A 23,042-nucleotide genomic window follows, 5' to 3' on the forward strand; every position below is an offset into this window, starting at 1 on the left:
GACGCCATCGTCCCGTCGAGCAGCGGCTTGAGGTACTTCTCGTGGTGCTCCTCGGTCCCGAAGAGCTGGAGCACCTCCATGTTTCCGGTGTCGGGGGCATTGCAGTTGCACGCCTCGGAGGCGAGGTGGCTGCGACCCATGATCTCCGCGAGGGGGGCGTACTCCAGGTTGGTCAGGCCGGGCCCAACCCCGGGGTGCGGGTGGAAGAGATTCCACAGCCCACGCCGGCGGGCCTCCGCCTTGAGCTCCTCGAGGACGGGCGGCTGGAAGTGCGGGTCACCGGACTCACGCATCTGCCGCTCGTAGACCGCCTCCGCCGGATAGACGTGCGTGTCCATGAAGTCGAGCAGGTCAATCCGGTACTTCTCTGCACGGTCGGAAATGTCGAACATGGACATCTGAACTCCTTTGGATGGAAGGAAAATTCGGCGAGTGGCGACGGCGGTCAGTCGCCGAGCAGGGTCTGCTGGTAGCGCCGCATCCCGCGCAGCCACCGGTCGTAGTCGGCGCCCTTGTGTCGGTACATCTCGAGCACCTGCTTGTGCGGCAGGATCAGGAATCGCTCGTCCTCGACGGCGGCAAGCACCACGTCCGCGACGGCGTCGGGTTCGAGCACGTCGCCCGCGGCGGTCACCGCCCGCGTGGCCGCCATCCCCAGCGCGTCCCCGGATTCCTGGCCCTCGTAGAGGAGCTTGGTGTTCACGCCCATCGGGCACAGGCAGCTGACCCGGATTCCCCGGTCGCCGTAGGTGACATTGAGCCACTCCGCGAAGCCGACGGCGGCATGCTTGGTCACCGAGTAGGTGGCGGAACCGATCTGGGTGAGCAGCCCGGCCGCCGACGCGGTGCTCACGAAGTAGCCCTCCCCCCGGTCCAGCCACTGCGGGACGAGCAGCTGGGCGGCACGGATGTGTGCCCGCAGGTTCACGTCGATCGACAGGTCCCAGTCGCTCTCGCCGGCATCGAGTCCGGTCGCCCCGGTGATGCCGGCGTTCGCGAAGTACATGTCCACCGGGCCGAACTCGGACTCCGCGAGGGCGATGAGCCGAGAGATCTGGGCGGTGTCCGAGACGTCCGCGCCCGCGCTGACGGTGGTGCCCGGGTGGGCGGCGTTGACCTTCTCGGAGACCGTCCGCGCGGCCGCCTCGTCGAGGTCCGCGACCACGACCTTCGCGCCGTCCGCGGCCAGCCGGGCGACCAGGGCACCGCCGATGCCGCCGCCACCGCCGGTGACGATGGCAACCTTCTGCGCGACCTTCATGAGATGTCTCCTCTTTCGCCGTCCGCCGGAGCGCTCAGCTCTGTATAGTTGAATCCGCCGTCAAGTTCAATAGATGACCGGTCCTGGGCCCACGCCTTCGCGAACCAGGCCCCACCGCTTCAGAACCAGGCGGCCTCCATGTCCAGTGTGGTGCGGTCGAGGCTGTCGAGCAGGTCCAGCTGCGGGCCCGCCTTGGGCAGTTCGTAGCGGTAGAAGAAGCGCGCGGCCTGCCGCTTGCCCTCGTAGAAGTCGCCGTCGGCGCCGGCGGCGGCCAGCACCTGCTCGAGCCAGATCCAGGCGATGACGATGTGACCGGCCGCCTCGAGGTAGATCGACGAGTTCGCCAGTGCCACAGCAGCGTCCCCGTCGGCCCAGAGCCTTTGGGTGGTCCCGACAAGTCGCTGCAGCGCACTCGAGAGTTCGTCGGCGTACCCGGCGGCGTCACCGCCCGCCGCGCGGGCGCGCTCGACCGTGGCACCGATCGTCTCGGCCAGCAGCGCCAGGCCGGCCCCGCCCTGCATCACCACCTTGCGGCCCAACAGGTCCAGGCCCTGGACGCCGTGCGTGCCCTCGTGGATCGGGTTGAGCCGGTTGTCGCGGTAGAACTGCTCGACGTCGTAGTCGCGGGTGTAGCCGTAGCCCCCGTGTACCTGGATCGCGAGGCTGTTCGCCTCCAGGCACCACTGCGACGGCCAGCTCTTCGCGATCGGCGTCAGCACGTCCAGCAGCAGCGTCGCCCGGGCCGAGTCCGCGGCGTCCGTGGCCGTGTCCTGCTCGTCCACGAGCTTGGAGCAGTACAGGCCGAGCGCCAGCGCGCCCTCGACATACGCCTTCTGCGCCAACAGCATTCGCCGCACGTCCGCGTGACGGATCAGCGGCACCGGAGGCGAGGTGGGGTCCTTGTCGTCGGCGGCCCGGCCCTGGGTCCGGGTGCGGGCGTACTCGACCGACTGCAGGTACCCGGCGTAGCCGAGCGAGATGGCGAGGAAGCCGACGCCGATCCGCGCCTCGTTCATCATGTGGAACATGTAGGACAGGCCCTTGTTCGGCTCCCCGACCAGGTGGCCGACCGCACCCGCCCGGCCGCCCGGCGTGTGGGTGCCGTCGCCGAAGTTGAGCAGGGTGTTGGTGGTGCCACGGTTGCCCATCTTGTGGTTCAGGCCCACCAGGGTGACGTCGTTGCGCTCCCCCAGCCCACCCTCGCCGTCCGGCAACACCTTAGGCACGACGAACAGCGAGATGCCCTTGACGCCGGCCGGCCCACCCGGGATCTTCGCCAGCACCAGGTGCACGATGTTCTCGGACAGTTCGTGGTCTCCGCCGGAGATCCACATCTTGGTCCCGGTCAGCCGGTAGCTGCCGTCCTCCTGCGGCTCGGCCCGGGTGGTGATGTCCGCCAGGGACGAGCCGGCCTGGGGCTCGGACAGGCACATGGTGCCGAAGTAGCGGCCCTCGAGCATCGGACGCACGTAGGTGTCGATCAGCTCCTGGGAGCCGTGCGCGACGATGAGGTTCGCATTGCCGACCGTCAGGAACGCGTACGAGGAGGTGCTCGCGTTCGCCGCCTGGAACCAGGCGAACGCGGCCCGTGCGACCACGGTCGGCAACTGCATGCCGCCGAGAGACTCGTCGAACTGCCCGGCGACGAGCCCGGCCCGCCCGAACACGTCCAGCGCCTCCTTGACCTCCGGGATCAGCTCCACGGTGCCGTCCGGCCGCATGGTCGGCTCGTTGGCGTCGGACTTCTTGTTGTGCGGCGCGAACTGCTTCGTCGCCATGTCCGCGCACAGGTCCAGCACCGCGTCGAAGGTGTCCTTCGAGTGTTCCTCGAATCGCGGCCGGGTGGTCAACCCGGTCACGTCCAGCCACTCGTAGAGCAGAAAGTCGAGATCTCGACGCGAGAGGGCGGGCGTGGTCATGGGGAGGTCCTTCCGGCGGCGGGTAGCTGTCCTACTAAGCGCTTACTTAGTATCCCTGCGTGGTGCATGATGTCAAGAGATCACCCACCGCCACGATCACCGAGGAATTTCGCCATGACCCCAGGACCGGCCCCCGCCGCGAGCCTCGACGAGTCCGTCGCAGCACTGTTCCCCGACGTCACCTCGGACGTGGCCCGGCGCCTGATCGCGTCCGCCGTCGACTGCTTCGCCACCCGCGGCTACCACGGCACGACCACCCGGGACATCTCCGAGGGCGCCGGCCTGAGCCCCGCCGCGCTCTACGTGCACTTCAGCACCAAGGAGCAGGTGCTGTTCCAGTGCAGCCTGGTGGGCCACCAGGGGGTCCTCACCGCCATTCGTGCCGCGGTCTCGGAGCACACCGCCCCCGCCGACCGACTGCGTGAACTGGTGCGCGCCTTCACCCTCTGGCATGCCCGCTACCACACCATGTGCCGGGTCGCTCAGTACGAACTCTCGGCCCTGACCCCGGAACACCACGAGACGGTCGCGGTCATCCGTCGCGATACGGAACGGTTTGTGCGGGAAGAGATTCAGCGGGGAGTGGACAGCGGGGACTTCGTCGTTCCCGAGGTGTCCAGCGCTGCGCTGGCGATCCTCTCGATGGGCATCGACGTGGCCCGCTGGTTCCAGCCCGGGCGGGCGGATCCGGCCACTCTCGCCGATCACTACGCGGCGCTCGCCACCGCGATGGTCACCGGGACCTGACGTCACCGGGCTCTCCAGACGCCGAACGGGCGGTTACCGGGGAGGCCTCTCGGCCGCTGTCCCGGTAACCGCCCGTTCGGGGTGGTCGATCAGTTGGTGCGCTTGCCGAACCGCAGCTTCCACGGCACCAGCGCGGACTCGAGCTGCACGCCGAGGCTCATCTTGGACACGCCGATGCTGCGCTCCTCGAACTTGATGGGGACCTCGGCAATGGTCATGCCGTGCTGGACGGTGCGGTAGTTCATCTCCACCTGGAAGGCGTAGCCGTTGCACTGCACCGACTCGACGTCGATCGCCCGGAGGGTCTGCGCGTGCCACGCCTTGAAGCCCGCGGTCGCGTCCTTGACGCCGAGACGCAGGATGGCGTTGACGTAGAAGTTCGCCCACGCCGACAGCGCCTTGCGGTGCCACGGCCAGTCGCTCGCGACCGCGCCGCCCTCGACGTACCGCGACCCGAGCACCACCGCCGCGTCCGTCGTCGTCAGCTTCTCGACCATGGCCGGGATCGCCGTGGTGGGGTGCGAGAGGTCGGCGTCCATCTGGATCACGATGTCCGCACCCTCAGCCAGCGCCCGGCTCATCCCGGCGACGTAGGCGCGCCCCAGGCCGTCCTTGACGGTCCGGTGCAGCACCGCGACGGGAATCGGACCCTCGGCCGCGAGGGCGTCGGCGACGTCGCCGGTGCCGTCCGGGGAGTTGTCGTCGACGACCAGGACATGCAGGTTCGGGAGCCGGAGCGCCGCGAGCAGGTCCACGATCTTCGGCAGGTTGTCGCGCTCGTTGTAGGTCGGCACAACGACGGTGATCTTCGGGGCGACGCTGTTCATACCAACCTTCATTTGATCTGTGATCCCGACTGTCGTGAGGTGCTACGACGAGTGCGGTCGCGAACAAATCACAAATCCTACTACCGGGTCCACCCCGGAATGCCAGCCAGGCGGCCTCCGGCCCAGGTGGGCGGGCGACCTGCTGGGTGTTTGCTACCCGATTCCGGGGATGAATCCCGGGTAGACGAAGTGACCCGGGCCACCGCCGGGCAGGTTCGAGCCGGTCGAGCCGGGGAAGTCGTACGCGAGCTTGACCAGCTTGTGCGGGTTCCCGTTCTGGTCGGCCTGCCAGCAGTCGGTCGTGACCCCGTGGAAGCCCTGGCACACGATGCGGGTGCTGGTACCGAACGGCGAGGTGAGCCGGTCCGCGCTGACGAAGGGATTCCAGTAGTCGAGGTCGGTCGGCATCAGGAAGGCCTTGGTGTCGTACGGGACGATCGGGCTGGGGTACGGCGGCGGCGTAGGCCACTCGTCCGCCGCAGCGGTGCCTGCTGCCCCCAGGAGGGCGGTGGCGGCGACGGCCGCGGTCGCGGCGATCCGGGCGGCGCGGTGGGTGGTGATGCTCATGTCAGACCTCTCCTCGACGGGTGTTCGGTCGGTCGATGTGCCCCACTGAAGCCCAGGACGCCCGAAAGGCATCGACACAGGACACATCGCCGGGAGAGTCGAAGGAGTTACACGAGGTGATCGACGCCGGTGCCGCCGCGGAGGCGCTAGCGTCGAGCGAACCGGGGAACCGACCGCCGCTGCGACACCAGACGAGGCCGCCATGCACAGCAACCGGACCGACGCCGCACCCGCCGACCTGGTGCTGTTCGGCGACGTCGTCACCATGGACGAGGCGCGGCCGCGGGCGCGGGCGGTGGCGGTGCGCGACGGCCGGATCGCGGCCGTCGGGGAACGCGCCGAGGTCGAGGCGCTGATCGGGCCGGCCACCACGACCGTCGACGTCGGCACGGCCTGCGTCCTACCCGGGTTCGTCGAACCGCACGGACATCCCCTCGAGGAGGCGATCGTGCTGGGCCCGGCCGTCGTCGACGTCCGGCCGGTCACGATGCCCGACGCCGACGACGTCGTGCGCGCCGTCCACGACGCGGTCCGCACCGCAGGTTCCGCGGGCGCTTTCCTCAACGGTTGGGATCCACTGTTGCAGAAGGGCTTACCCGAGCCCAACCGCGTCTGGCTCGACGCGGTCGCACCGGAGCACCCGCTGGTGATCATGCACAACTCCGGCCACGTCGCCTACTTCAACACCGCCGCCGCGACGGCCGCCGGGGTCGATCGAGACACCCCGGACCCGGTGGGCGGCTCGTACGGCCGGGACGCGGCGGGCGAACTCGACGGCGCCGCCTACGAGACGCCGGCCGTCTTCGCGGTCGCGGGGCACGCGATGACCGTCGGAGACGACTTCCCCGCGCTGGTGGCCGCGGAGTGCGCGCGCCTGAACGCCGCCGGGATCACCACGATCGGCGAGATGTCGTTCGACCCGCGAATGCGACAGACCCTCAACGCAATCGCCGCCACCGGCGCCCTGACGACACGGCTGCGCCTGTACGAGATGTCCAACCCGGAACGCACCACCGACGCCACTCCGGGCGAGGGCGACGACCTGGTGCGTCAGGTCGGCATCAAGGTCTGGTCGGACGGGTCGCCCTGGGTCGGCAATGTCGCCACCAGCTTTCCCTACCTCGACACCGCGGCCACCCGCGCGCTCGGCATCGCCTGCACCCACGGCCACGCCAACTACACCGGCGAACAGATCCACGACATCAGTGCCGCCTACTTCGACAAGGGCTGGCAGATCGCCTGTCACGCCCACGGCGACGACGCGATCACGATGGTGCTCGACGCGTGGGAGCAGATGCTCCGGGAGAATCCGCGCGACGACCACCGACTGCGCCTCGAACACGTCGGCGCGATGCGACCCGACCAGTTCCGTCGCGCCACCGATCTCGGCGTGACGGTCAGCATCTTCGTCGACCACCTGCACTACTGGGGCGACGTGCTGGTCGACGACCTCTTCGGCCCCGAACACGGGAGCACCTGGGCCGCAGCCGGTTCCGCACTGGCGGCCGGCCAACGGTTCTCGTTCCACAACGACGGTCCGGTCACCCCCGCGAACCCGCTGCGGAACATTCACGACGCCGTCAACCGGCTCTCGCCCAGCGGTCGTGTCGTCGGCCCGGAGGAACGAATCCCGGTGGACGCGGCGCTGCGCGCCCAGACCGTGAACGCTGCCTGGCAGCTGCAGAGCGAGGACGTCGTCGGCTCCCTCTTCCCCGGCGCGCACGCGGACCTCGTCGTCCTCTCGGGAAACCCGCTCGAGGTGGATCCGGCCACCCTCGCGGACCTACGTGTGGTCGCCACCGTCTTCGAAGGTCGGACGGTCCATGGCCGGCTCGGCTAGTCCGACCCGGGCGGCCGAACACCCCGAATTGGGCAATCCGGACGCACCTTCCGGGCAAACCGGACCTACCGCCCAGGCAAATCGGACGTCTCGAACTGGACGGTCTTTCAGTGCCCTTACCTGCACTTTTGCTGCCGAGGGCGGCTGTTGACAGCCGCGCCCCGAGCAGTCTTTACTGAGCCTGCCCTCACCAAGGGAAGGCTTACCATCTCGTGCCTCGGTACGGGGGTTCCGGCAGTTCGACCGCTGATCCCCGAGGGCTCCGGCACGAACACCATTCGCCGCGTGCGTGGGGCGCGGCGACGATCGAAAAGGAACTCATCACATGGCTTCACAGCTCGCGCGGCGCATCGGCGCCGCCGGTGTCATCGCAGGATTCTCGGCTATCGCGCTGATCGCGAACCCGGCCCTCGGCTCGGCCACGGTCACCGGCTCCTCGACCGTCACCACCGGCACGACGACCGTCACCGTCGCGCTCCACAACATCGCCACCACCGAGGCGATGAACCACTGTGAGGCCCAGATCTTCCCGTTCGACGCCGCGGTCTACGACAAGACCACCCGGGTCGACGAGATCAAGTATGCCGGCTTCACCGGCGGCGAGGCCACCGGCACCTCCATCGAGCTGCCGGCCGGCACCTACGCGGTGATCACGCAGTGCAAGGAAGGCGCCAGCACCAACCCGTACGTCAAGCTCGGCGAGCCCGCGAAGGTGGTCCTGACCGGCACGCCCACCACGACCCCGGGCGGCGGCAGCGCAGACTTCGGCCTGGGCGACCTGCTCGGCCTGCTCGGCTTCGACAGCTAGTCGACCATCAGCTGAGTGGCCGGTGTCCGCAATTGCGGACACCGGCCACCCAGCGCCCGTTTCACCGTCGGACCCTCCCGGTGACCGGGAGAACTCACCAACTTCCCCAAAAACCGCTGCGCCGTCACGGAACATGTCCTCATCACATCCATGTGCAACACGCACGAGAGAGATGAGGTCACGATGACGCTGCAATCCCACTCCGACGCCGACCAGGTCAGGGTCATCGAGGCGGCGGCGGCCCCGACCCGGTTCGCCCGTGGCTGGCACTGCCTCGGTCTGCTGAAGTCCTTCCAGGACGGAAAGCCTCACGAGGTCAAGGCATTCGGGACCTCGCTGGTGGTCTTCGCGTCCGAGTCCGACGGCAAGATCAACGTCCTCGACGGGTTCTGCCGGCACATGGGCGGCAACCTCGCCCAGGGCACCGTCAAGGGCGACTCGATCGCCTGCCCGTTCCACGACTGGCGCTGGGCCGGCAACGGCAAGTGCAGCGGCATCCCGTACGCGCGCCGGGTGCCGCCGCTGGCGAAGACCCGGTCCTGGCCGACCCTCGAGCGCAACGGTCAGCTGTTCGTCTGGCACGACCCGCAGGGCAGCAAGCCCACCGACGAGGTGACCATCCCCGAGATCGAGGGCTACGGCACCGACGAGTGGACCGACTGGACCTGGAAGACGCTGCTGGTCGAGGGCTCGCACTGCCGCGAGATCGTCGACAACGTGGTGGACATGGCGCACTTCTTCTACGTGCACTACGCCTTCCCCCGCTACTTCAAGAACGTCTTCGAGGGACGCGTCGCGACCCAGTACATGAATTCGACTCCGCGGCACGATGTCTCGGTGGGCACCAGCTACGACGACCCGAACTCCAGCCTGCGATCGGACGCCTCGTACTTCGGCCCGTCGTACATGATCGACTGGCTGTTCAGCGACGCCCGGGGCACGACCATCGAGACGGTGCTCATCAACTGCCACTACCCGGTCTCCGACAACTCCTTCGTGCTGCAGTACGGCGCGATGGTCAAGAAGCCCCAGGACATGTCCGACGAGGAGGCCGCGGATCTGGTCAAGCAGTTCGCGGAAGGTGTCGAGATCGGCTTCGAGCAGGACATCGAGATCTGGAAGAACAAGTCGCCCATCGACAACCCGCTGCTCTCCGAGGAGGACGGCCCCGTCTACCAGCTGCGCCGCTGGTACAAGCAGTTCTACGTGGACGTCGAGGACGTCACCGAGGACATGACCGCGCGGTTCGAGTTCGAGATCGACACCGACCGGGCCGTCAAGAGCTGGGAGGAGGAGGTGGCCGAGAACGTCGCGAACGGTGTCACGCCGGTGCAGGTGGACGCCTGACGTCCACGCGGCACTTCGACCCGGCGCCAGCCGAAGTGAGCACGATGCAGGGCATCCGCGCCGCGAGATCGGATGCCCTGCAACAGAACTTGATCCGAAGGCAATCGGTCTACGAACATGCCCTGCTCTTGCGCCACCCAAACGGGGAGGCTCACGAAGACGGGAAATACCCCGACCGAGAGTTCTGTCGTGGATCCTGATTCTGGGTTCGATCCCTGTGCGGCCTCAGATGCTCCGCCGCACGCTGCGGCAGACAATGCGAGGAGACCGGAAAGACCGATCGCAGCGGCCTTCGTGCGGCGGCGACTCTTTGGGCAAGAACATGGAGATTCCGCCATCCGCCTGTCGGTCCGCACATACCGGCCGTTCCCACCTGGCCCACCGACGCATTTCCGCCACCGGTGTCGTTCGCCGCCGGAAACCTCATCCCCGGCCCTACGCGTGTCCGAAACCTCGGGCGTCAGCCACCCAGTGCCCGTTCCACCGTCGAACCTTCCCGCCAATCGGGAGAACTCACCGACTTCCCGCACAGGCTCCGCGCAGTCGCGGAACGGCCACCACCGGTCAGGTTACGACTGCGCGTAGATTTCGGGGCTGACACCTCCGGACCTTCGGGCGTGCACGTCGAAGGGATCCTCCGCTGCTACTCCAGGCCATCGGGTCCTCGCTGCCGGCGGCGTTGGCGATCGCGCTCAGTCCGTTTCCGGTGATCGGCGTGGTGCTGCTCCTGGCCGGCCGGCATGGTGGCCGCAACGGCGTGCTGTTTGCTGTCGGGTGGGTCGCCGGCCTCACGGCGGTGGCCGCGCTCGTGCTGGCGACCCTCTCCGGCGCCGACGACCCGGACAGCACGTCGGCGGCCCTCGCCGACTGGCTGCGGGTGTTCGCCGGAGCCGCCCTCATCGCGGTGGGGGTGCGCAAGTGGGGGACCCGACCGCGCGCCGGCGACGAGGTCGATCCCCCGGGTTGGATGGCCTCGCTCGGCGACGCAACGGCGCGACGCTCCCTGATGCTCGGCGCGTTGCTGTCCGGCACCAACCCGAAGAACTTCGTACTGACGGCGGCGGCAACCGCCGAGATCATCGAAACCGGAGTGCACGGCGGCGATCTCGTCATCGCGGTGATCGGCTTCGTAGCCCTCGGCTCTTGCATCGTGGTCGGCGCGGTCATCGCGCACTTCGTCGGCGGGCAACGCGCGGCGTCTTTGCTGGACTCCGTGCGTGAGTTCATGGTCGCGAACAACACCGTGATCATGGTGCTGGTGCTGCTCATCCTGGGCGCCAATGTTCTCGGCGAAGGGCTAGCGGGGCTTGGCCGTTGACGATGTCCGCCTCGTCCCCAGGCGTCTGACGCAGGGGAGCGCTCAGCCGGGTGTGCGTCCCAGCAGTGCCACGAGCCGGTCGATCGGCGGTGCGGTCGGCGCGACCGGCTGAGGCGGCGCAAAGGGCGACCTACCGTCGGGTATCGAGCCGACGGCGGCCACGGAGAAGTGCCACGCCCGCTCGGCGATCCCGTCGTCCCACTCGACGTCCTGCCCCGACGCGGTCGCGATGTCCCAGCCGTGCACGAGAACTTCCACCGCACCCAGCCCCAAGGCGACCGCCGCGGGCACCGTCCCGAAGGGGACGGTGACAGTCTTGTCCGCCGCTCCTGGCGCGCTCACCCCGGCGACCAACCGGGCGGCCGCCCTCCGGTATGCCTCGAGTTGGCCGGCATTGGCTCCGCCGGCGGTCTCGTCCGGCGCCGCACCGAACGCGTCCGCGTACCTGGTCAGGGATTCGACGAGGTGTCGAGCCACGTCACCGGTCGACCACGACTGGCACGGCGTTTCCCCACTCCACTGGCCCTCGCGAACCCCGGCGACGATGGTGTCCGTGATGGCGACGGCACCGATCAGATCGTCGACCTGAGTAGTCATCATGACCTCCTAGGGGTGCACGCATACTTGAAGCTGGAGACGGCCGACCCGCAGAACTGGGCCTCATCCACCCAGGAGCGCTGCCGAAACACCCTCCAAGAGAAGCGCATGCGTGAGGATGCAGGTAGGTCTGACCCGGCACGGGCACTGCGGCGCCAGGCTCAGGACTTCGTTGTCGGCCTGCCCGCCACTTGATTCGATCCAGCAGGCTTTCCGTGACGAACATCGGTCGCGTCGCTCGCTGGTCCGACCGCCCGTCAGGCGGCCTCCAGTTCACTGTTCTGGCGTCTGAGTTTGCTTTCCGCTCGCGCCGCCGTTGTGAGCTTCGATGGCCTCGACGGACTTCCTGAACGGCTTTCCCAGGACGCGGGTGCCGAAGACTCCGAGCACGCCCGCGAGAAGCCGTCCCCTGAGGTTCTTGCCGTCGCGGACAATGACCACATCCACCTCGGTCTCACCTGTGGGCTGCTGAGTGAGGGTGTAGGTGTGGCCCGAGGCACCACCCCACAGGTTGGAGTCCGTGGTCCTCATCACGACGCGATGGGGGTCGGTCCAGTCGTAGTGCAGGGTTTCCCAGATACCGTTCGAGCCCTCCGTGACATCGGCGTCATGGGGGCCCTCGTGATGCACTTTGAGGTAGCTGTCTGCGCTGTTGCCGAAGATTTCCTCGCGACCCGGCCCGAAGTCGGTGAGACCGGCAAGGACCTGCTCGGGCGTCGCGGTGGTCGTCTGGTGGAGATGGATCGTGGTCATGGCGGCTTCCTTGACACTGGGGTGATCCGCTCCGGTCCTGAAGGCCGGGGGAGGTGACATCTCCAGCACACCACGCGTCGTGGTGGGCGTCCAGGGTCAGCCCATCTCGGCGTGCCGGTAGCACCAACGCCACGCCTCGCCCGGCTCGTGCGAGCGCATGACGGGGTGTCCCGTCTGCTCGAAATGCGCGGTCGCGTGCCGGTGGGGACTCGAGTCGCAACATCCGACGTGGCCGCAGGTGAGACAGATCCGCAGGTGCGCCCAGTTCTGCTCACCGAGCGCCGCGCATTCCTCGCAGAGGCCGGGCGTGCGCGGCTCAGGGTCCGGTCCGGTGGCCGCGGCGAGTTCGTTGCAGGACCCGGCGGTGGCCGGACCCGGGGATCCCGCTCGGATGCGGTCAGCCGCGCGACGCAGAGCTCTCTTCATCACCTCCCATCCTGCATGCTGCAGGGTGGGATATCTACACATCCGACCGCTGGACGGAGACCGCCGTGAACGTGGCCCTGCTCGCCGTCGCGGTGGCGGCGTTGCTTACCGCCGCCGTCGCGCGGCGCTTGAACTGGTCGGCGCCGCTGCTGCTGGTCCCGGTCGGATTGGCCGGGTCGCAGATCCCCGGACTCCCGGACACCGCCCTCGATCCCGATCTCGTGTTGTACGCAGTACTACCGCCGCTGCTCTACTCGGCCGCGCTCGACAGTTCCTCGCTTGCGATGCGCCGCAATGCGCGCTCGATCGGGCTGCTCGCGGTCGGGCTGCCGCTTGCAACCACCGCCGTTGTCGGGGTCGTCGCGTACCTCACCATTCCCCAGTTTCCGTTGGCCGCCGCGCTGGTACTCGGGGCGGTCGTGGCCCCGCCGGATGCGGTGTCCGCCAGCGCGATCGGACGGCGTCTCGGCCTGCCGCGACGGATCATGACACTGCTCGGCGGCGAAAGCCTGCTCAACGACGCGACCGCGCTCACCGCATACCGTGTCGCACTCGCCGCCGCGGTCGGCACCGGGGTGACCCTGGCAGAGGGGGTGCGCACCTTCCTCGGTGCCGCGGTCGGCGGCACGCTGATCGGCATCGGTGTGGGAATCGTCGTGGCCGCGATCCGTTCGCGGCTCTCGGATCCGGTGATGGAGAGCGGGATCGGGCTCCTGGTCCCATTCGTCGCGTACCTGGCGGCCGAGGAGGTGCACAGTTCCGGCGTGATCGCGGTCGTTGTCGCCGGCCTGTATCTGGGCCAGCGGTCGACTCGCGCCGGGTACGCGACTCGCCTGCAGGACACGGCGGTGTGGAAGGCCGTCGATGTCGTCCTCGAATCGTTCGTCTTCCTACTGATCGGACTGCAACTCCCGAGCGTCGTACAGGGGCTCCACGGCCGCAGTGCTGTCGAAGTCGTCGGCGCCTCCGTCGCCGTGCTCGTCGCGGTCATCGCCGTCCGGCTGCTGTGGGTCTACCCCGCGACCTACCTCCCCCGCCTGCTGTCCGCGCGGATCCGCGAGCGGGAGCCGGCACCGCCTCCCCGCGGGGTGTTCGTGGTCGCGTGGTCCGGAATGCGCGGTGTGGTCTCACTTGCTGCCGCATTCGCGATCCCGCTGACCGTCAATTCGGGCGACCCATTCCCTGAGCGCGACATGATCCTGTTCATCACCTTCGCCGTCGTGGTGGGCACCCTGCTCCTGCACGGGTTGACCCTGCCGTGGCTGATCACCCGACTGGGGGTCGACAACGAAGAAGAACGCCGCAAGGACGCGCTGGCCCTGGCCGCCGCACAGGACAAGGCCGCACGGGCCGCAACGGAGGTGCTCGACAGCCTGGTCGCAAGCTCCGACGGAGACCCCGCCGCCGTCCGGGAGCGAGCCGCGGAGATCCTGCGTACCTGGAGCGAGCACCGCGCCCACGCGGCATGGGAGCGGCTCGGGCGCAGTGAGGCCGAGTTGGGCGAGAGCCCGTCCGCCGCGTTCCGCGCCCTGCGTCTGCAGATGCTGGACACCGAGCGAGGCATCTTCATCGCAGAGCGGGACAACGGGCGAATCGACGACGAGGTACTGCGGCAGGTGCTGCGCGAACTCGACCTGGAGGAGGCGACCCTGAACCGGGAGTAGGTCCCGGACCGTGCTTGTCGGACACCCCGTCGTCTCGATCCAGAACCTACCGTCGCCGCACCTTCTCCTCCGCTGGATTGTCGCCGTCGATACGGCGTGGGGTCGTTGCCCAGGACGGGCGCCAGGTCGTCTCCGGAGGCGGCGCGAGGCTTCCGAAGTGGTTGATGATCTTCCGTAGTCCGGGGTGCGGATTCGTTCTGGGGAGGATGAGCGAAAGCGGGTATGCGAGTGTCGGATTCACGATCGGGATGCGGCGTAGGTCGTGGTCCGTCGGCCAGATGTACCGATCGCGTGCCCCGACGAGGGTGGCCACGTCTGCGGAGTCCGCGAGGGTTTCCAGGAGTACTTCGTCGCCGAAGTGCGGGCCGGCCGCGTCGATGCTGAGGTCGAATTCGGTGACGAGCTGGTCGTAGAACTCCGCCCATTCGGTGCGCGGCGCGATACCCGGCACCCAGATCCGATGCCGGCGCAGCTGTGGCGGCGCCAGTGTTCGTGCGGAGGCAAGAGGATGCCTCGGGCCGACAAGGAGTTCCAGCGGGGAGTCGAACGCGTGGATCATCTGCACCTCACGTGGCAACGTGGCCGGATCGGTGACCGTGCGGAACGAGGCGTCGATGTCGCCGGCCTCGACGGCGGCGACCGCCACGTGTGGGTCGTTGACCTTGAGGGTCACCACGTCGAGGTCGGTTCCGGGATGTGACCGCCAGTAGTCGTGCAGGACGACGGCCTGCGCGGACCGCAGACCGAGGACGTCGATCCGAAGGGCCCGCGAGCCCGGCCTGATCGCGGTGACGGCGCGATCGACACCCGTGACGATGCCTCGTGCGTGGGGCAGAAACGCCTGGCCGTCGAGAGTCAGCTCGACCCCCCGGGCGGTACGGGTGAACAAGCGGACCTCGAGCTCCCGCTCCAGGGTCGCGATCCGCTTGGAGACGGCCTGCTGCGTGACGCCCAGCTCGTTGGCCGCGTGTTGCAGCTGTCCCAGCTCGGCCGCCCGGACGAACGATCGCACTGCCTCGGTGTCCATCGGCTCAGCCTATGCATGCCCAACTGTTCGTTGTGGCTCGCCGGGAAACAGTTGTTTGATCCTGCGTCGGTACCGCTGCTGTGATCTGGCGGACCCAAACATCGGTTGCCCTCGGAGGAGTCACGTGCGCGTGCAGTTGGGAAGCAGCTTCGGCTGGCTGTGGTCGGCGTACGCCGTCAGCACCTACGGCACGTGGATCGCCTTCGGAGCGTTCCCGCTCATCGCGGTGCAGGTGCTGCACTCGCCGGCATTCGCCGTCTCGCTCCTCGAGGCGACCGGGCTCGCCGTCGCGGCGATCGTGGCGGTCCCGCTCGGGCCGTGGGTCGAACACCGGGCGAAACGCCCGGTGATGGTCGCGACCGACCTGGCCCGGTTCCTCGCGATGGCGAGCATTCCGATCGCGTACTTCCTCGGCTTGCTGACCTACGGCCAACTGCTGGTCGTCTCGGTCATCGCCGGAGCCTCGAGCATCGTCTTCACCGCCGCCTCCGGCGCGTACCTGAAGCACCTCGTCCGCAGCGATCACCTCCTGGTCGCGAACGGACGATTCGAAGGAACGAGCTGGGTGGCGACCGCGGCCGGCCCGCCCCTCGGCGGCGCGCTCCTCGGGCTGCTCGGCCCGGTCGTCACCGTCGCCGTCGACGCCCTCAGCTTTCTGCTGTCCGCACTCGGGGTCCGCCGCATCCGCGGAGACGATGTCGCAGCGCCCCGCGATCCGGCCGTCAGGTTCCGTGCCACCGACCTTCTGGACGGCTGGCGATTCATCCTCGACGACCGCGTCCTGCGGCGCCTGTTCCTCAACTCGGTGACAGTCAGCGGCCTGATCATGGCCACCGTCCCGCTCCTGGCCGTCCTCCTGCTGGGCGAATACCAATTCCCCGCTTGGCAATACGGTCTCGCCTTCGGGATCCCTGCCCTCGGCGGGTTCGCGGGCGCCCGCCTCTCCACGCGCCTGGTCGCCCGCTACGGTCGGCACCGGGTCATGACCCTCTCCGGCTGGCTGCGCTCGATCTTCCCGCTCGGACTCGCCTTCACCCAACCCGGCACATCCGGACTCCTCACGGTGATAGTCGTCGAGGGCCTGCTGATCACCTGCATGGGCATCTTCAACCCCATCAACGCGACAGAACGCCTGCAACGCACTCCCCCCGATCACGCCGCTCGGGTCCTCACTGCATGGAGTGTCAGCAGCAAACTCGCCCAGGCCATCCTCATGGTGGCCTGGGGCGTCATCGCAACACTCACCGACTCGCTCACCGCGATTACTGCCTCCGGCGTTCTGCTGGTCGCCACCCCACTCCTGCTACCCAAACGCACACACATGCCTGAACCCGAGGCCGCCGCATCAGCCGAAGGCGTCCGGGCCGCACCCGAGGGGATTCGAACGGCCAGTTGAGCCGGCCCGGACCCGGAAGTCCATCGCGCCCACGACTGGTCCGGGGGTGCGACGCCCCCGGCGGAGGTCTACAGCGGGCGGGCAGTTCTCGAAGCTCGAGCCGCCTGAGCCACATCCGCCACCCGCCTCGCCGCCACTGCCGCAACGAGCCGCACCAGGTCCGGTGCTGTGCCGACGTCCAGGCCGGTGAGTGTGGCGACCTTCCGCAGCCTGTAGACCACCGTGTTCGGGTGCACGTGCAACGCAGCAGCCGCGGCGGACCTGTCGCAGCCCGCATCGAGGTACGACTCCAGGGTCTCGAGCAAGACCGGTCGGGACTCCAACGGCGACAGAAGGTCCGCAAGCAACGGCGTCGCTGCGCTCGGCCGGGTCAGGTGATATTCGAGCGCGAGGTCCCGGAGTCGCACGGTGCCATTGCCGCGCCCGCAGCGGCGGGCGACGTCGAGGACCTCCTGGGCCTGCTCGTACGCCTGTGGCACTTCCTGTGGCGCGGCCACCGACACTGCCGTCAGGACCTCGGCGCCGATCGTCCGTTCCATGTCCCGCAGGTTCCGGCTCAGTTGCGCGTACTGAGGGCTGTCCTGCCAGTCGTCCACTCCCGGGTCGGGCTCGAGAATCGGGATCAGGACACCGCCGCCGCTGCTGGTGAGCATGCTCAACGCGTGGTCTCGGCCGACGTTGTCCAGCTCGCGCTGCAATCGCCGTACCTTCCGGCGTTCTGCCACCACAGCATCGATATCGGCTGACCGCTCGTCCGGGTGAGGTTCGACGTGGAGCGAAAGCACCCAGTACAGGCGCGGAAGATTGACACCGAACCGCTCCGCCGCTCCCGTTGAGTTCGATCCGGACGTCAACTCCAGGAACAACTCTCGCCGCGCTGGGTCGTCCTCGCCGTGAACCGACGGATCGGAGCCGTAACCCGCCAACACCGCGGTGGTGGCTGCCCGCAGGTGCTTGTGCAGCAGCGCCCCGGCCCGCGACAGGTCAGTGGTGTCCTCGGGTCCGGCGAGGTCACCAATCAAGTTCCACCAGTGCTCCACAGCGAGGTGATACGCGTGCAGCACATCCGCCAGCGGAACCAGCTCCTCCGCCCGCCTCCGCGCCGATTCACTGATCTGCATCAATCCCTCGTCGCCCGTCGCCTGCGCCGACCGCAGGCTCGAGATGAGCGCCTCGAAGTTGCACAGGATGATCGCCGCGACGTCGCTGCGTACCGCTTCTTCCGGCAGCAACCGATAGAACGGCACCTGCCGCCAAATCAACGCGATGGTCTCCGCCACGATCGTGTGGGTGCGCTGGGCGAGCTGATCGGCGACCGGTCGGCCGCCGATAACAATGATTTTGTCTACAGGCACAACACTTCTCCGATAGTCGGTTCACTCGAACAACGACGACCTGTCGCTTTCCGGTGAGTATGTAATACGCGTCACTCCCGGATCGACAAATTCGACCGCATGGAGCCCGCCCGCCGACCACAGGAGGTGTCCCCGTGCGTTCCGTGATCCGAACCGTCTGCACCGCGACTGCCGCGGCCTGTCTGCCGGCCATCGACGCCAACCCGTTCACCACGGCACTCCGCTGCCTCAACCCGCTTCCGGAGCCGTCCGGCACCTCGTGTTCCGACACTTTCACCGCCCGTGGTGTCGACCGGCAGCGCGCACCAATCGACCAGATCGCCCCGCAGTGGGGAACGACGCTCGACGCGAGCCGGGGCGCACCACGCGGCCGCCGTGCCCGCTGAATCCGCTGCGCCACTGCACCCGACCGCACTGGGCATACGGGCGAACGGCGCCTCCGTCGCCGAACCGAACCACTGATCCTCCCTCCCCAGCCCACTCACCACCCTTCCCTTCGACACCGAGGACTCCCATGTCGCTGCGTCAGACCGTGACGGGCACCCCAGCCCCGGACACCGGCCGCACCACAATTCTCAGCGGGGCGCTGGTCGCCCTGTTTCTCGCCAACCTTCTCAACTTCTTCGACCGGTCGATCCCCTCGGTCGTCGCCGAGCCGATCAAGAACGAATTCGCCCTCAGTGACCTGCAGTTGGGCCTGATCACGTCGGCCTTCACCCTGGTGTACGCGATCGCGGGACTGCCGCTCGGGCGCCTCGCCGACCGCGGAAACCGGCCCGGAATCATCGGTGTCGGACTGCTCGTGTGGAGTGGTCTGACCGCAGCCACCGGCGCCGCGGGCAACTACATGTTGTTCATCCTCGTCCGACTCGGCGTCGGTGTAGGAGAGGCCGCCTTCACCCCGGCGGCCAACTCGATGATCGGCGACCTCTACCCGGCCGATCGCCGTTCCCGCGCCGTCGGCGTCTTCATGCTCGGACTCCCGATGGGGCTGATGCTGGCCTACTTCACGGTCGGCAGGATCGCCGAGACCTTCGACTCGTGGCGGGCACCGTTCTTCGTCGCGGCGGTCCCGGGCGTCATCCTCGCACTCGTGATGCTCCGGATGCGCGATCCCGAACGCGGTGGTGCTGAACAGGTCTCGATCACAGAAACCGGTTCGGTCCCGCGGCCGATCCGCCTCCTGCTGTCGATCCCGACGCTGCGCTGGCTGATCCTCGCCGGCTTGACCTTCAATTTCGCGGCGTACGCGGTCAACTCCTTCACCGTCCCGCTCCTGATGCGGCAGTACGAACTGAAGCTGACGTCCGCGGCCGTCGTCACCGGTGTCGTCGTCGGGCTCACCGGGTTGTTCGGCCTGTTGCTGGGGGCCCGCTACGCCGACCGGGCCTCGGCCACCTCGCCGCGCGCCCGGCTGATGATCGGCGTCATCACCAGCGCCGGCGCGGCGCCGCTGACCGCGTTGGCGCTGATGCAGAACGGCGGCAGCGTTTTCCTGTTCGCCCTGTTGTTCTCGCTCGGCTGGCTGCTTGCCTACGGCTTCTACATCAGCGTGTATCCCGCGATTCACGACGTCGTCGTTCCGCAGCTACGTGCCACAGCCACCGCACTGTTCTTTGCCGCGATGTACCTACTCGGAGGATTTGCCGGACCGGTTGTGGTCGGCGGTATCTCCGACTGGTTCGCCCAACGTGCGGCACGCAGCGCAGGCGTGCAGGGCGTGTCGCAGTTCGCGGGCCAGGGGCTCAACTCCGCGCTCTACCTGGTGCCGGTGATGCTCGCACTGACCGCGGTTTTCATCTACCTCGCTACCCGTCGGGTGGATGTGGACTCAATTCGTATGCGGTCCAGTCTCGCCGACTGACCGTGCCGATCAACTTCGAAAGGTAGACCTTCATGCGAAAATCCCTCAAACTGTTCGCGAATGCTGCAGCGACGGTTGCGCTGTGCGCGACACTCGGGCTCGCGGGCCCGGCCGGAACGGCGGCCGCCGAGGCGCCCGGCATCCCGAGCGTCGGGCACGACTGGGCGGGTGCAGGGCCGTACACGCCGAACGTCTCGATCGGGCTGGTACATACTCTGTACTACCCGCGTGAGCTCGGCGCACGCGGCGAGAAGCACCCCGTTGTGATCTGGGGGAACGGGACCGGAGTGCTCCCCGGTGCGTACACCTCGTTGTTGCGCCACTACGCCAGCCACGGATTCATCGTGGTCGCCGCCAATACCCCGGCGAGCAACTTCGCCGTCACCATGCGGTCGGGAATTGACCTCATCGCGGGCAAGGCGTCCAGCCCATCGAGCGTCTTCTTCGACAAAGTCGACCTGGAACATATTGGTGCGGTGGGGCACTCACAGGGCGGGTCTGCAGCGATCAATGCCGCAATCGACGACCGCGTCGACACCGCCGTCGCGATCCAGCCAGGCCCGCTCAACGATGTCGACCTCATCGACGAGCCCGTTCTCTATCTCGCCGGCGAGGCCGACGCAATCGTCTGGCCGGCGGTGGTGCGGGCGATGTACGAGGACGCCGATCACGTGCCCGCCGAGTATCTGGAACTGCGTGGCGCTACGCACTTCGGCACATCGATCTCCGGCGGCGACATGCGCGGACCGAGCACGGCGTGGCTGCGGTACTGGCTACTCGACGATCCGAACGCCCGCACGGAGTTCTTCGGCGCGAGCTGCGGATACTGCTCTGACACCCAGCAGTTCTCGGACTTCGATCGCAACGAGTTGGCCCGGCAGATCCCGGGCTGACGGTCAAGTCCCGCACTGGTGGCACTGTGTGCGCTGCGCACAGCGGATGTCACCCCGTCGAAGGCATGGTCTTCGACGGGGTGACGAGCGCATCGATCAGCGGTGCCGGTGCCTCGTCGCGATCGCCGGCACGTGGCCGAACTCGACGAGGCAGGCAGCCGTGGTCACCGGATCCCGCGCCACAATTGCCGTTGCGGTGCATGTGGATCCGTCTGCACGGCGGAGACGGTGTCGAAGCACATCGTCGCTCGGTCGCGAACGGTGTACGGCGCCCAGCCGGGGTCGCCGTGTGTCGCGAATGCGATCCACGCGGCATGCATGGTGTCGGCCAAGTCCTGCGGCGGACGCATTCCCACGACGTTCTCGAACCCGCCGAGGCCGAGATTGTCGAAGACGAACGGGATCTCGGCGGTATGGCAAGCGCCCAGCCGACCGTCGAACGTCGGTGGTTGCCAGCTGAATTCGTAGACGTAGGTGCGTCCACGGCCGTTCTCGGAATGCGCCTCGGCCAACCGGATTGCCGGTATCCGGTAGAACCAGTCGGTGCCGACGGCCGCGAGCAGGTCCCCGGGGCCGGCATGCGGATCGGCGTCCCGGTAAACCGCCAGCGCGACCTCGGGATCGAGTCCGTACGCGGCGACCGCGCCCCGCGACAATTCGGGTGTCACCGCGTCGATCGCGCCGACTGGAACCAGGAAATAGCGGAACTCCTCGGTGTTGCATCCGATCAGTACGTCGACGTCGCCGCCGGCGCCGGAGGCGATCGCCTCGGGCGGCACGACCGGGAGTAGTTCGCCGTCCACCACGGGTTCGAACGGCATGAGGTTGCGCGTCACCTCACCCCACCGCCGCGGATCAGGGTCGGCCGACACCGCGGCCCGCAGTTGTTGCTGGGCGGCCAGTACCCGGTCCGCGGGCACAGCGGCGAGGGCTTCCGTGGTCGGTGAAATCCCCAGCAGCGCGGCCAGTTCGGCCGAGATCCGGTCGGCGGTCTCGGACCGTATCGTGTGGTGGGCCGCACCGCTCTGCAGGATTGCACGCTGGAACAAGCCTTCGGCTTGTGGGACGGCGAGCAGCGCGCCGATGCTCATCGCGCCTGCCGATTCGCCGAACACCGTGACTTCCTCGGGATTGCCGCCGAAGGCTGCGATATTGTCGCGGACCCAGCGCAACGCCGCGATCTGATCGCGCAGGCCGAGATTCGTGGTCTGCCCGCGCAGATGCCCGAACCCGTCGATGCCGAGCCGGTAGTTGATGGTCACCAGGACGACACCGTCGCGGGCGAATGCGGTGCCGTCGTAGACGGTCGCCGAGCCGGATCCGTTGGTGAACGCACCGCCGTGGATCCACACCATCACCGGCGCCGTGCCGTTCGGGTCCGGGGTCCACACGTTGAGGTTCAGGTAGTCCTCGCCCGGGATGAACACTTCGGAGATCAGCGCATCATATGGGGGCGCGTACGGGGAGGCTGGTGCCGTGGGCCCGTACCCGCTCGCGTCTCGCACGCCGTCCCACCGCGGACATGGCTGGGGTGGTGCGAATCGTCGCGCACCAACCGGTGCGGCCGCATAAGGAATGCCCTTGAACGAGACCACACCCGTGGCCTCGTCCGAACGGCCGCGGACCGCTCCGGCGGCGGTGGCGACAACCGTGCTCTGCACGGCGCGCGTCATCGCACCGCTCCTTCGTCCGCTCCGGCGATACACAGGGCGTAGCGAACATAGTTGTCGGCCACCTCGTCCGGGGTGAACGGCTCGTCCGGCCCGAACCACTGCGCCACCTGCATGGACATCCCGCCGATTGCTATCGCCCCCAGTTGGAGGCTCTCGATCCGGAAGACGCCGTCGCGGACACCGAGTTCGAGCGTATCGAGCAGCAGTCGGCTGCACGACGACCGCAATTCCAACGCGGGGGCGGCCAACTCTTCCGGTAGCGCGTGTAGCTCCGAGTTCGTCACGACGGCCAGCAGGGGGAACTCGGTGTGCAGCAGCACATGTGCGCGGACCAGCGCCGACAGCTGGGCCACCGCGGTGGGCTCGGCGGCAGCGAGTGCGTTCGTCAGCCGTGCATGCAGCTCGCGGTGTCCGATCAGGACCAGCTCCGCCAGGATCTGTTCCTTGGACCGGTAGTGCGCGTACAGGCTCGCCGAACTGATCCCGACCTCGCCGGCGATCTTGCGGATGGATACCGCGCTGTATCCGGATTCGGCGAAGAGTGCCAGTGCGGCTCGAAGTATCGTCCCCCTCGTTCCGGCAGACGTCACGCCCTCAGGTAGTTCGACGGGCCCTGCGGCCACCCGCCGCGGTTTCCATACCGACACATCCACGCGAGACTCCTTCGTTCGGCTCCGATTTTGCTTTCCTAACGATCGATCGGTTGACATCGTACGGGAGGTGGATCGATAGTTAGGCACTTCACAGTGACAACCGATCG

General features: G+C 68.0%; 22 protein-coding genes. 10 read left to right on the forward strand and 12 right to left on the reverse strand.

The features are described 5' to 3' along the window. The 3 genes from RT2_RS17430 to RT2_RS17440 form a co-directional block, all read right to left on the reverse strand. Nucleotides 1-398, reverse strand: a 398-nt coding sequence (locus RT2_RS17430) for an acyl-CoA dehydrogenase family protein (protein WP_174556726.1), incomplete at its 3' end; no start/stop codon positions are given. 47 nt (nt 399-445) lie between these two features. After that, entirely contained in the window at nt 446-1,261 is an 816-nt protein-coding gene (locus tag RT2_RS17435) for an SDR family oxidoreductase (RefSeq protein ID WP_072846067.1), read from the reverse strand. A 119-nt stretch (nt 1,262-1,380) separates the two neighbouring features. Then, nucleotides 1,381-3,180 (reverse strand): acyl-CoA dehydrogenase, encoded by a 1,800-nt coding sequence (locus RT2_RS17440; RefSeq protein WP_072846068.1) that lies wholly within the window; start codon nt 3,178-3,180, stop codon nt 1,381-1,383. A 114-nt stretch (nt 3,181-3,294) separates the two neighbouring features. Between RT2_RS17440 and RT2_RS17445 the strand changes: the two genes are divergently transcribed. Beyond that, complete coding sequence (locus tag RT2_RS17445; RefSeq protein WP_072846069.1) at nt 3,295-3,927, forward strand: TetR/AcrR family transcriptional regulator; 633 nt, start codon at nt 3,295-3,297, stop codon at nt 3,925-3,927. Nucleotides 3,928-4,016: 89 nt separating this feature from the next. Here RT2_RS17445 and RT2_RS17450 read toward each other — a convergent pair whose 3' ends face one another. Both RT2_RS17450 and RT2_RS17455 read right to left on the reverse strand, forming a co-directional pair. Then, a complete protein-coding gene (locus RT2_RS17450; protein WP_072846070.1) occupies nt 4,017-4,754 on the reverse strand; it encodes a polyprenol monophosphomannose synthase in 738 nt (245 codons plus the stop codon). Nucleotides 4,755-4,907: 153 nt separating this feature from the next. After that, complete coding sequence (locus RT2_RS17455; RefSeq protein ID WP_072846071.1) at nt 4,908-5,321, reverse strand: hypothetical protein; 414 nt, start codon at nt 5,319-5,321, stop codon at nt 4,908-4,910. A gap of 202 nt (nt 5,322-5,523) precedes the next feature. Here RT2_RS17455 and RT2_RS17460 point away from each other — a divergent pair, with 202 nt between their 5' ends. The 4 genes from RT2_RS17460 to RT2_RS17475 all read left to right on the forward strand — a co-directional run bounded on the left by RT2_RS17460 (nt 5,524) and on the right by RT2_RS17475 (nt 10,634). After that, the gene (locus RT2_RS17460; protein ID WP_072846072.1) at nt 5,524-7,161 is read left to right on the forward strand and encodes an amidohydrolase; all 1,638 of its coding nucleotides are present in this window, start codon (nt 5,524-5,526) and stop codon (nt 7,159-7,161) included. Between the two features lie 325 nt (nt 7,162-7,486). Then, entirely contained in the window at nt 7,487-7,969 is a 483-nt protein-coding gene (locus RT2_RS17465; protein WP_072846073.1) for a hypothetical protein, read from the forward strand. A 183-nt stretch (nt 7,970-8,152) separates the two neighbouring features. After that, nucleotides 8,153-9,316 (forward strand): 3-ketosteroid-9-alpha-monooxygenase, oxygenase component, encoded by a 1,164-nt coding sequence (locus RT2_RS17470; protein WP_072846129.1) that lies wholly within the window; start codon nt 8,153-8,155, stop codon nt 9,314-9,316. A gap of 679 nt (nt 9,317-9,995) precedes the next feature. Continuing rightward, nucleotides 9,996-10,634: a GAP family protein gene (locus tag RT2_RS17475; RefSeq protein WP_072846074.1), complete on the forward strand. Its 639-nt coding sequence runs from the start codon at nt 9,996-9,998 to the stop codon at nt 10,632-10,634. Between the two features lie 42 nt (nt 10,635-10,676). Here the strand turns inward: RT2_RS17475 and RT2_RS17480 are convergent, their stop codons facing one another. The 3 genes from RT2_RS17480 to RT2_RS17490 all read right to left on the reverse strand — a co-directional run bounded on the left by RT2_RS17480 (nt 10,677) and on the right by RT2_RS17490 (nt 12,410). After that, complete coding sequence (locus RT2_RS17480) at nt 10,677-11,231, reverse strand: TIGR03086 family metal-binding protein (RefSeq protein WP_072846130.1); 555 nt, start codon at nt 11,229-11,231, stop codon at nt 10,677-10,679. A 273-nt stretch (nt 11,232-11,504) separates the two neighbouring features. Beyond that, nucleotides 11,505-11,984, reverse strand: coding sequence for an SRPBCC family protein (locus tag RT2_RS17485; RefSeq protein ID WP_072846131.1), 480 nt, complete (start codon nt 11,982-11,984; stop codon nt 11,505-11,507). 96 nt (nt 11,985-12,080) lie between these two features. Further along, on the reverse strand, nt 12,081-12,410 hold the full coding sequence (locus tag RT2_RS17490) for a UBP-type zinc finger domain-containing protein (RefSeq protein WP_072846075.1): 330 nt from the start codon (nt 12,408-12,410) through the stop codon (nt 12,081-12,083). Nucleotides 12,411-12,475: 65 nt separating this feature from the next. Here RT2_RS17490 and RT2_RS17495 point away from each other — a divergent pair, with 65 nt between their 5' ends. Continuing rightward, nucleotides 12,476-14,074 carry a Na+/H+ antiporter gene (locus RT2_RS17495; RefSeq protein WP_072846076.1) on the forward strand — a complete coding sequence of 533 codons (1,599 nt, stop codon included), beginning with the start codon at nt 12,476-12,478 and terminating at the stop codon, nt 14,072-14,074. 46 nt (nt 14,075-14,120) lie between these two features. Here the strand turns inward: RT2_RS17495 and RT2_RS17500 are convergent, their stop codons facing one another. Continuing rightward, nucleotides 14,121-15,101 (reverse strand): LysR family transcriptional regulator, encoded by a 981-nt coding sequence (locus RT2_RS17500; protein WP_072846077.1) that lies wholly within the window; start codon nt 15,099-15,101, stop codon nt 14,121-14,123. A gap of 124 nt (nt 15,102-15,225) precedes the next feature. Between RT2_RS17500 and RT2_RS17505 the strand changes: the two genes are divergently transcribed. Then, nucleotides 15,226-16,497: an MFS transporter gene (locus RT2_RS17505; protein WP_072846078.1), complete on the forward strand. Its 1,272-nt coding sequence runs from the start codon at nt 15,226-15,228 to the stop codon at nt 16,495-16,497. A 68-nt stretch (nt 16,498-16,565) separates the two neighbouring features. Here RT2_RS17505 and RT2_RS17510 read toward each other — a convergent pair whose 3' ends face one another. Then, on the reverse strand, nt 16,566-17,852 hold the full coding sequence (locus tag RT2_RS17510) for a PucR family transcriptional regulator (protein WP_072846079.1): 1,287 nt from the start codon (nt 17,850-17,852) through the stop codon (nt 16,566-16,568). 134 nt (nt 17,853-17,986) lie between these two features. Here RT2_RS17510 and RT2_RS17515 point away from each other — a divergent pair, with 134 nt between their 5' ends. The 3 genes from RT2_RS17515 (at nt 17,987) to RT2_RS17525 (ending at nt 20,609) form a co-directional block, all read left to right on the forward strand. Next, nucleotides 17,987-18,238 carry a hypothetical protein gene (locus tag RT2_RS17515; protein WP_072846080.1) on the forward strand — a complete coding sequence of 84 codons (252 nt, stop codon included), beginning with the start codon at nt 17,987-17,989 and terminating at the stop codon, nt 18,236-18,238. 128 nt (nt 18,239-18,366) lie between these two features. Beyond that, entirely contained in the window at nt 18,367-19,716 is a 1,350-nt protein-coding gene (locus RT2_RS17520; RefSeq protein WP_072846081.1) for a spinster family MFS transporter, read from the forward strand. Nucleotides 19,717-19,748: 32 nt separating this feature from the next. After that, nucleotides 19,749-20,609: an alpha/beta hydrolase family protein gene (locus RT2_RS17525; RefSeq protein WP_072846082.1), complete on the forward strand. Its 861-nt coding sequence runs from the start codon at nt 19,749-19,751 to the stop codon at nt 20,607-20,609. Between the two features lie 164 nt (nt 20,610-20,773). Here the strand turns inward: RT2_RS17525 and RT2_RS17530 are convergent, their stop codons facing one another. Together RT2_RS17530 and RT2_RS17535 are read right to left on the reverse strand one after the other, a co-directional pair. Further along, nucleotides 20,774-22,282 (reverse strand): carboxylesterase/lipase family protein, encoded by a 1,509-nt coding sequence (locus RT2_RS17530; protein ID WP_072846083.1) that lies wholly within the window; start codon nt 22,280-22,282, stop codon nt 20,774-20,776. Next, nucleotides 22,279-22,872, reverse strand: a complete 594-nt coding sequence (locus RT2_RS17535) for a TetR/AcrR family transcriptional regulator (protein WP_217635628.1) — start codon at nt 22,870-22,872, stop codon at nt 22,279-22,281. Before RT2_RS17535 ends, RT2_RS17530 begins: the two co-directional genes overlap by 4 nt. Between the last annotated feature and the right edge of the window lie 170 nt (nt 22,873-23,042).

It is taken from the genome of Rhodococcus tukisamuensis NBRC 100609, assembly GCF_001894985.1.
Taxonomy (GTDB): domain Bacteria; phylum Actinomycetota; class Actinomycetes; order Mycobacteriales; family Mycobacteriaceae; genus Rhodococcus_G; species Rhodococcus_G tukisamuensis.

Excerpts from the sequence above, each read along its gene's own strand:
- RT2_RS17435 (WP_072846067.1), bottom strand. The coding sequence starts at position 1,261 with ATGAAGGTCGCGCAGAAGGTTGCCATCGTCACCGGCGGTGGCGGCGGC.
- RT2_RS17440 (WP_072846068.1), bottom strand. The coding sequence starts at position 3,180 with ATGACCACGCCCGCCCTCTCGCGTCGAGATCTCGACTTTCTGCTCTAC.
- RT2_RS17445 (WP_072846069.1), top strand. The coding sequence starts at position 3,295 with ATGACCCCAGGACCGGCCCCCGCCGCGAGCCTCGACGAGTCCGTCGCA.
- RT2_RS17450 (WP_072846070.1), bottom strand. The coding sequence starts at position 4,754 with ATGAACAGCGTCGCCCCGAAGATCACCGTCGTTGTGCCGACCTACAAC.
- RT2_RS17455 (WP_072846071.1), bottom strand. The coding sequence starts at position 5,321 with ATGAGCATCACCACCCACCGCGCCGCCCGGATCGCCGCGACCGCGGCC.
- RT2_RS17460 (WP_072846072.1), top strand. The coding sequence starts at position 5,524 with ATGCACAGCAACCGGACCGACGCCGCACCCGCCGACCTGGTGCTGTTC.
- RT2_RS17465 (WP_072846073.1), top strand. The coding sequence starts at position 7,487 with ATGGCTTCACAGCTCGCGCGGCGCATCGGCGCCGCCGGTGTCATCGCA.
- RT2_RS17470 (WP_072846129.1), top strand. The coding sequence starts at position 8,153 with ATGACGCTGCAATCCCACTCCGACGCCGACCAGGTCAGGGTCATCGAG.
- RT2_RS17480 (WP_072846130.1), bottom strand. The coding sequence starts at position 11,231 with ATGACTACTCAGGTCGACGATCTGATCGGTGCCGTCGCCATCACGGAC.
- RT2_RS17485 (WP_072846131.1), bottom strand. The coding sequence starts at position 11,984 with ATGACCACGATCCATCTCCACCAGACGACCACCGCGACGCCCGAGCAG.
- RT2_RS17490 (WP_072846075.1), bottom strand. The coding sequence starts at position 12,410 with ATGAAGAGAGCTCTGCGTCGCGCGGCTGACCGCATCCGAGCGGGATCC.
- RT2_RS17500 (WP_072846077.1), bottom strand. The coding sequence starts at position 15,101 with ATGGACACCGAGGCAGTGCGATCGTTCGTCCGGGCGGCCGAGCTGGGA.
- RT2_RS17520 (WP_072846081.1), top strand. The coding sequence starts at position 18,367 with ATGTCGCTGCGTCAGACCGTGACGGGCACCCCAGCCCCGGACACCGGC.
- RT2_RS17525 (WP_072846082.1), top strand. The coding sequence starts at position 19,749 with ATGCGAAAATCCCTCAAACTGTTCGCGAATGCTGCAGCGACGGTTGCG.
- RT2_RS17530 (WP_072846083.1), bottom strand. The coding sequence starts at position 22,282 with ATGACGCGCGCCGTGCAGAGCACGGTTGTCGCCACCGCCGCCGGAGCG.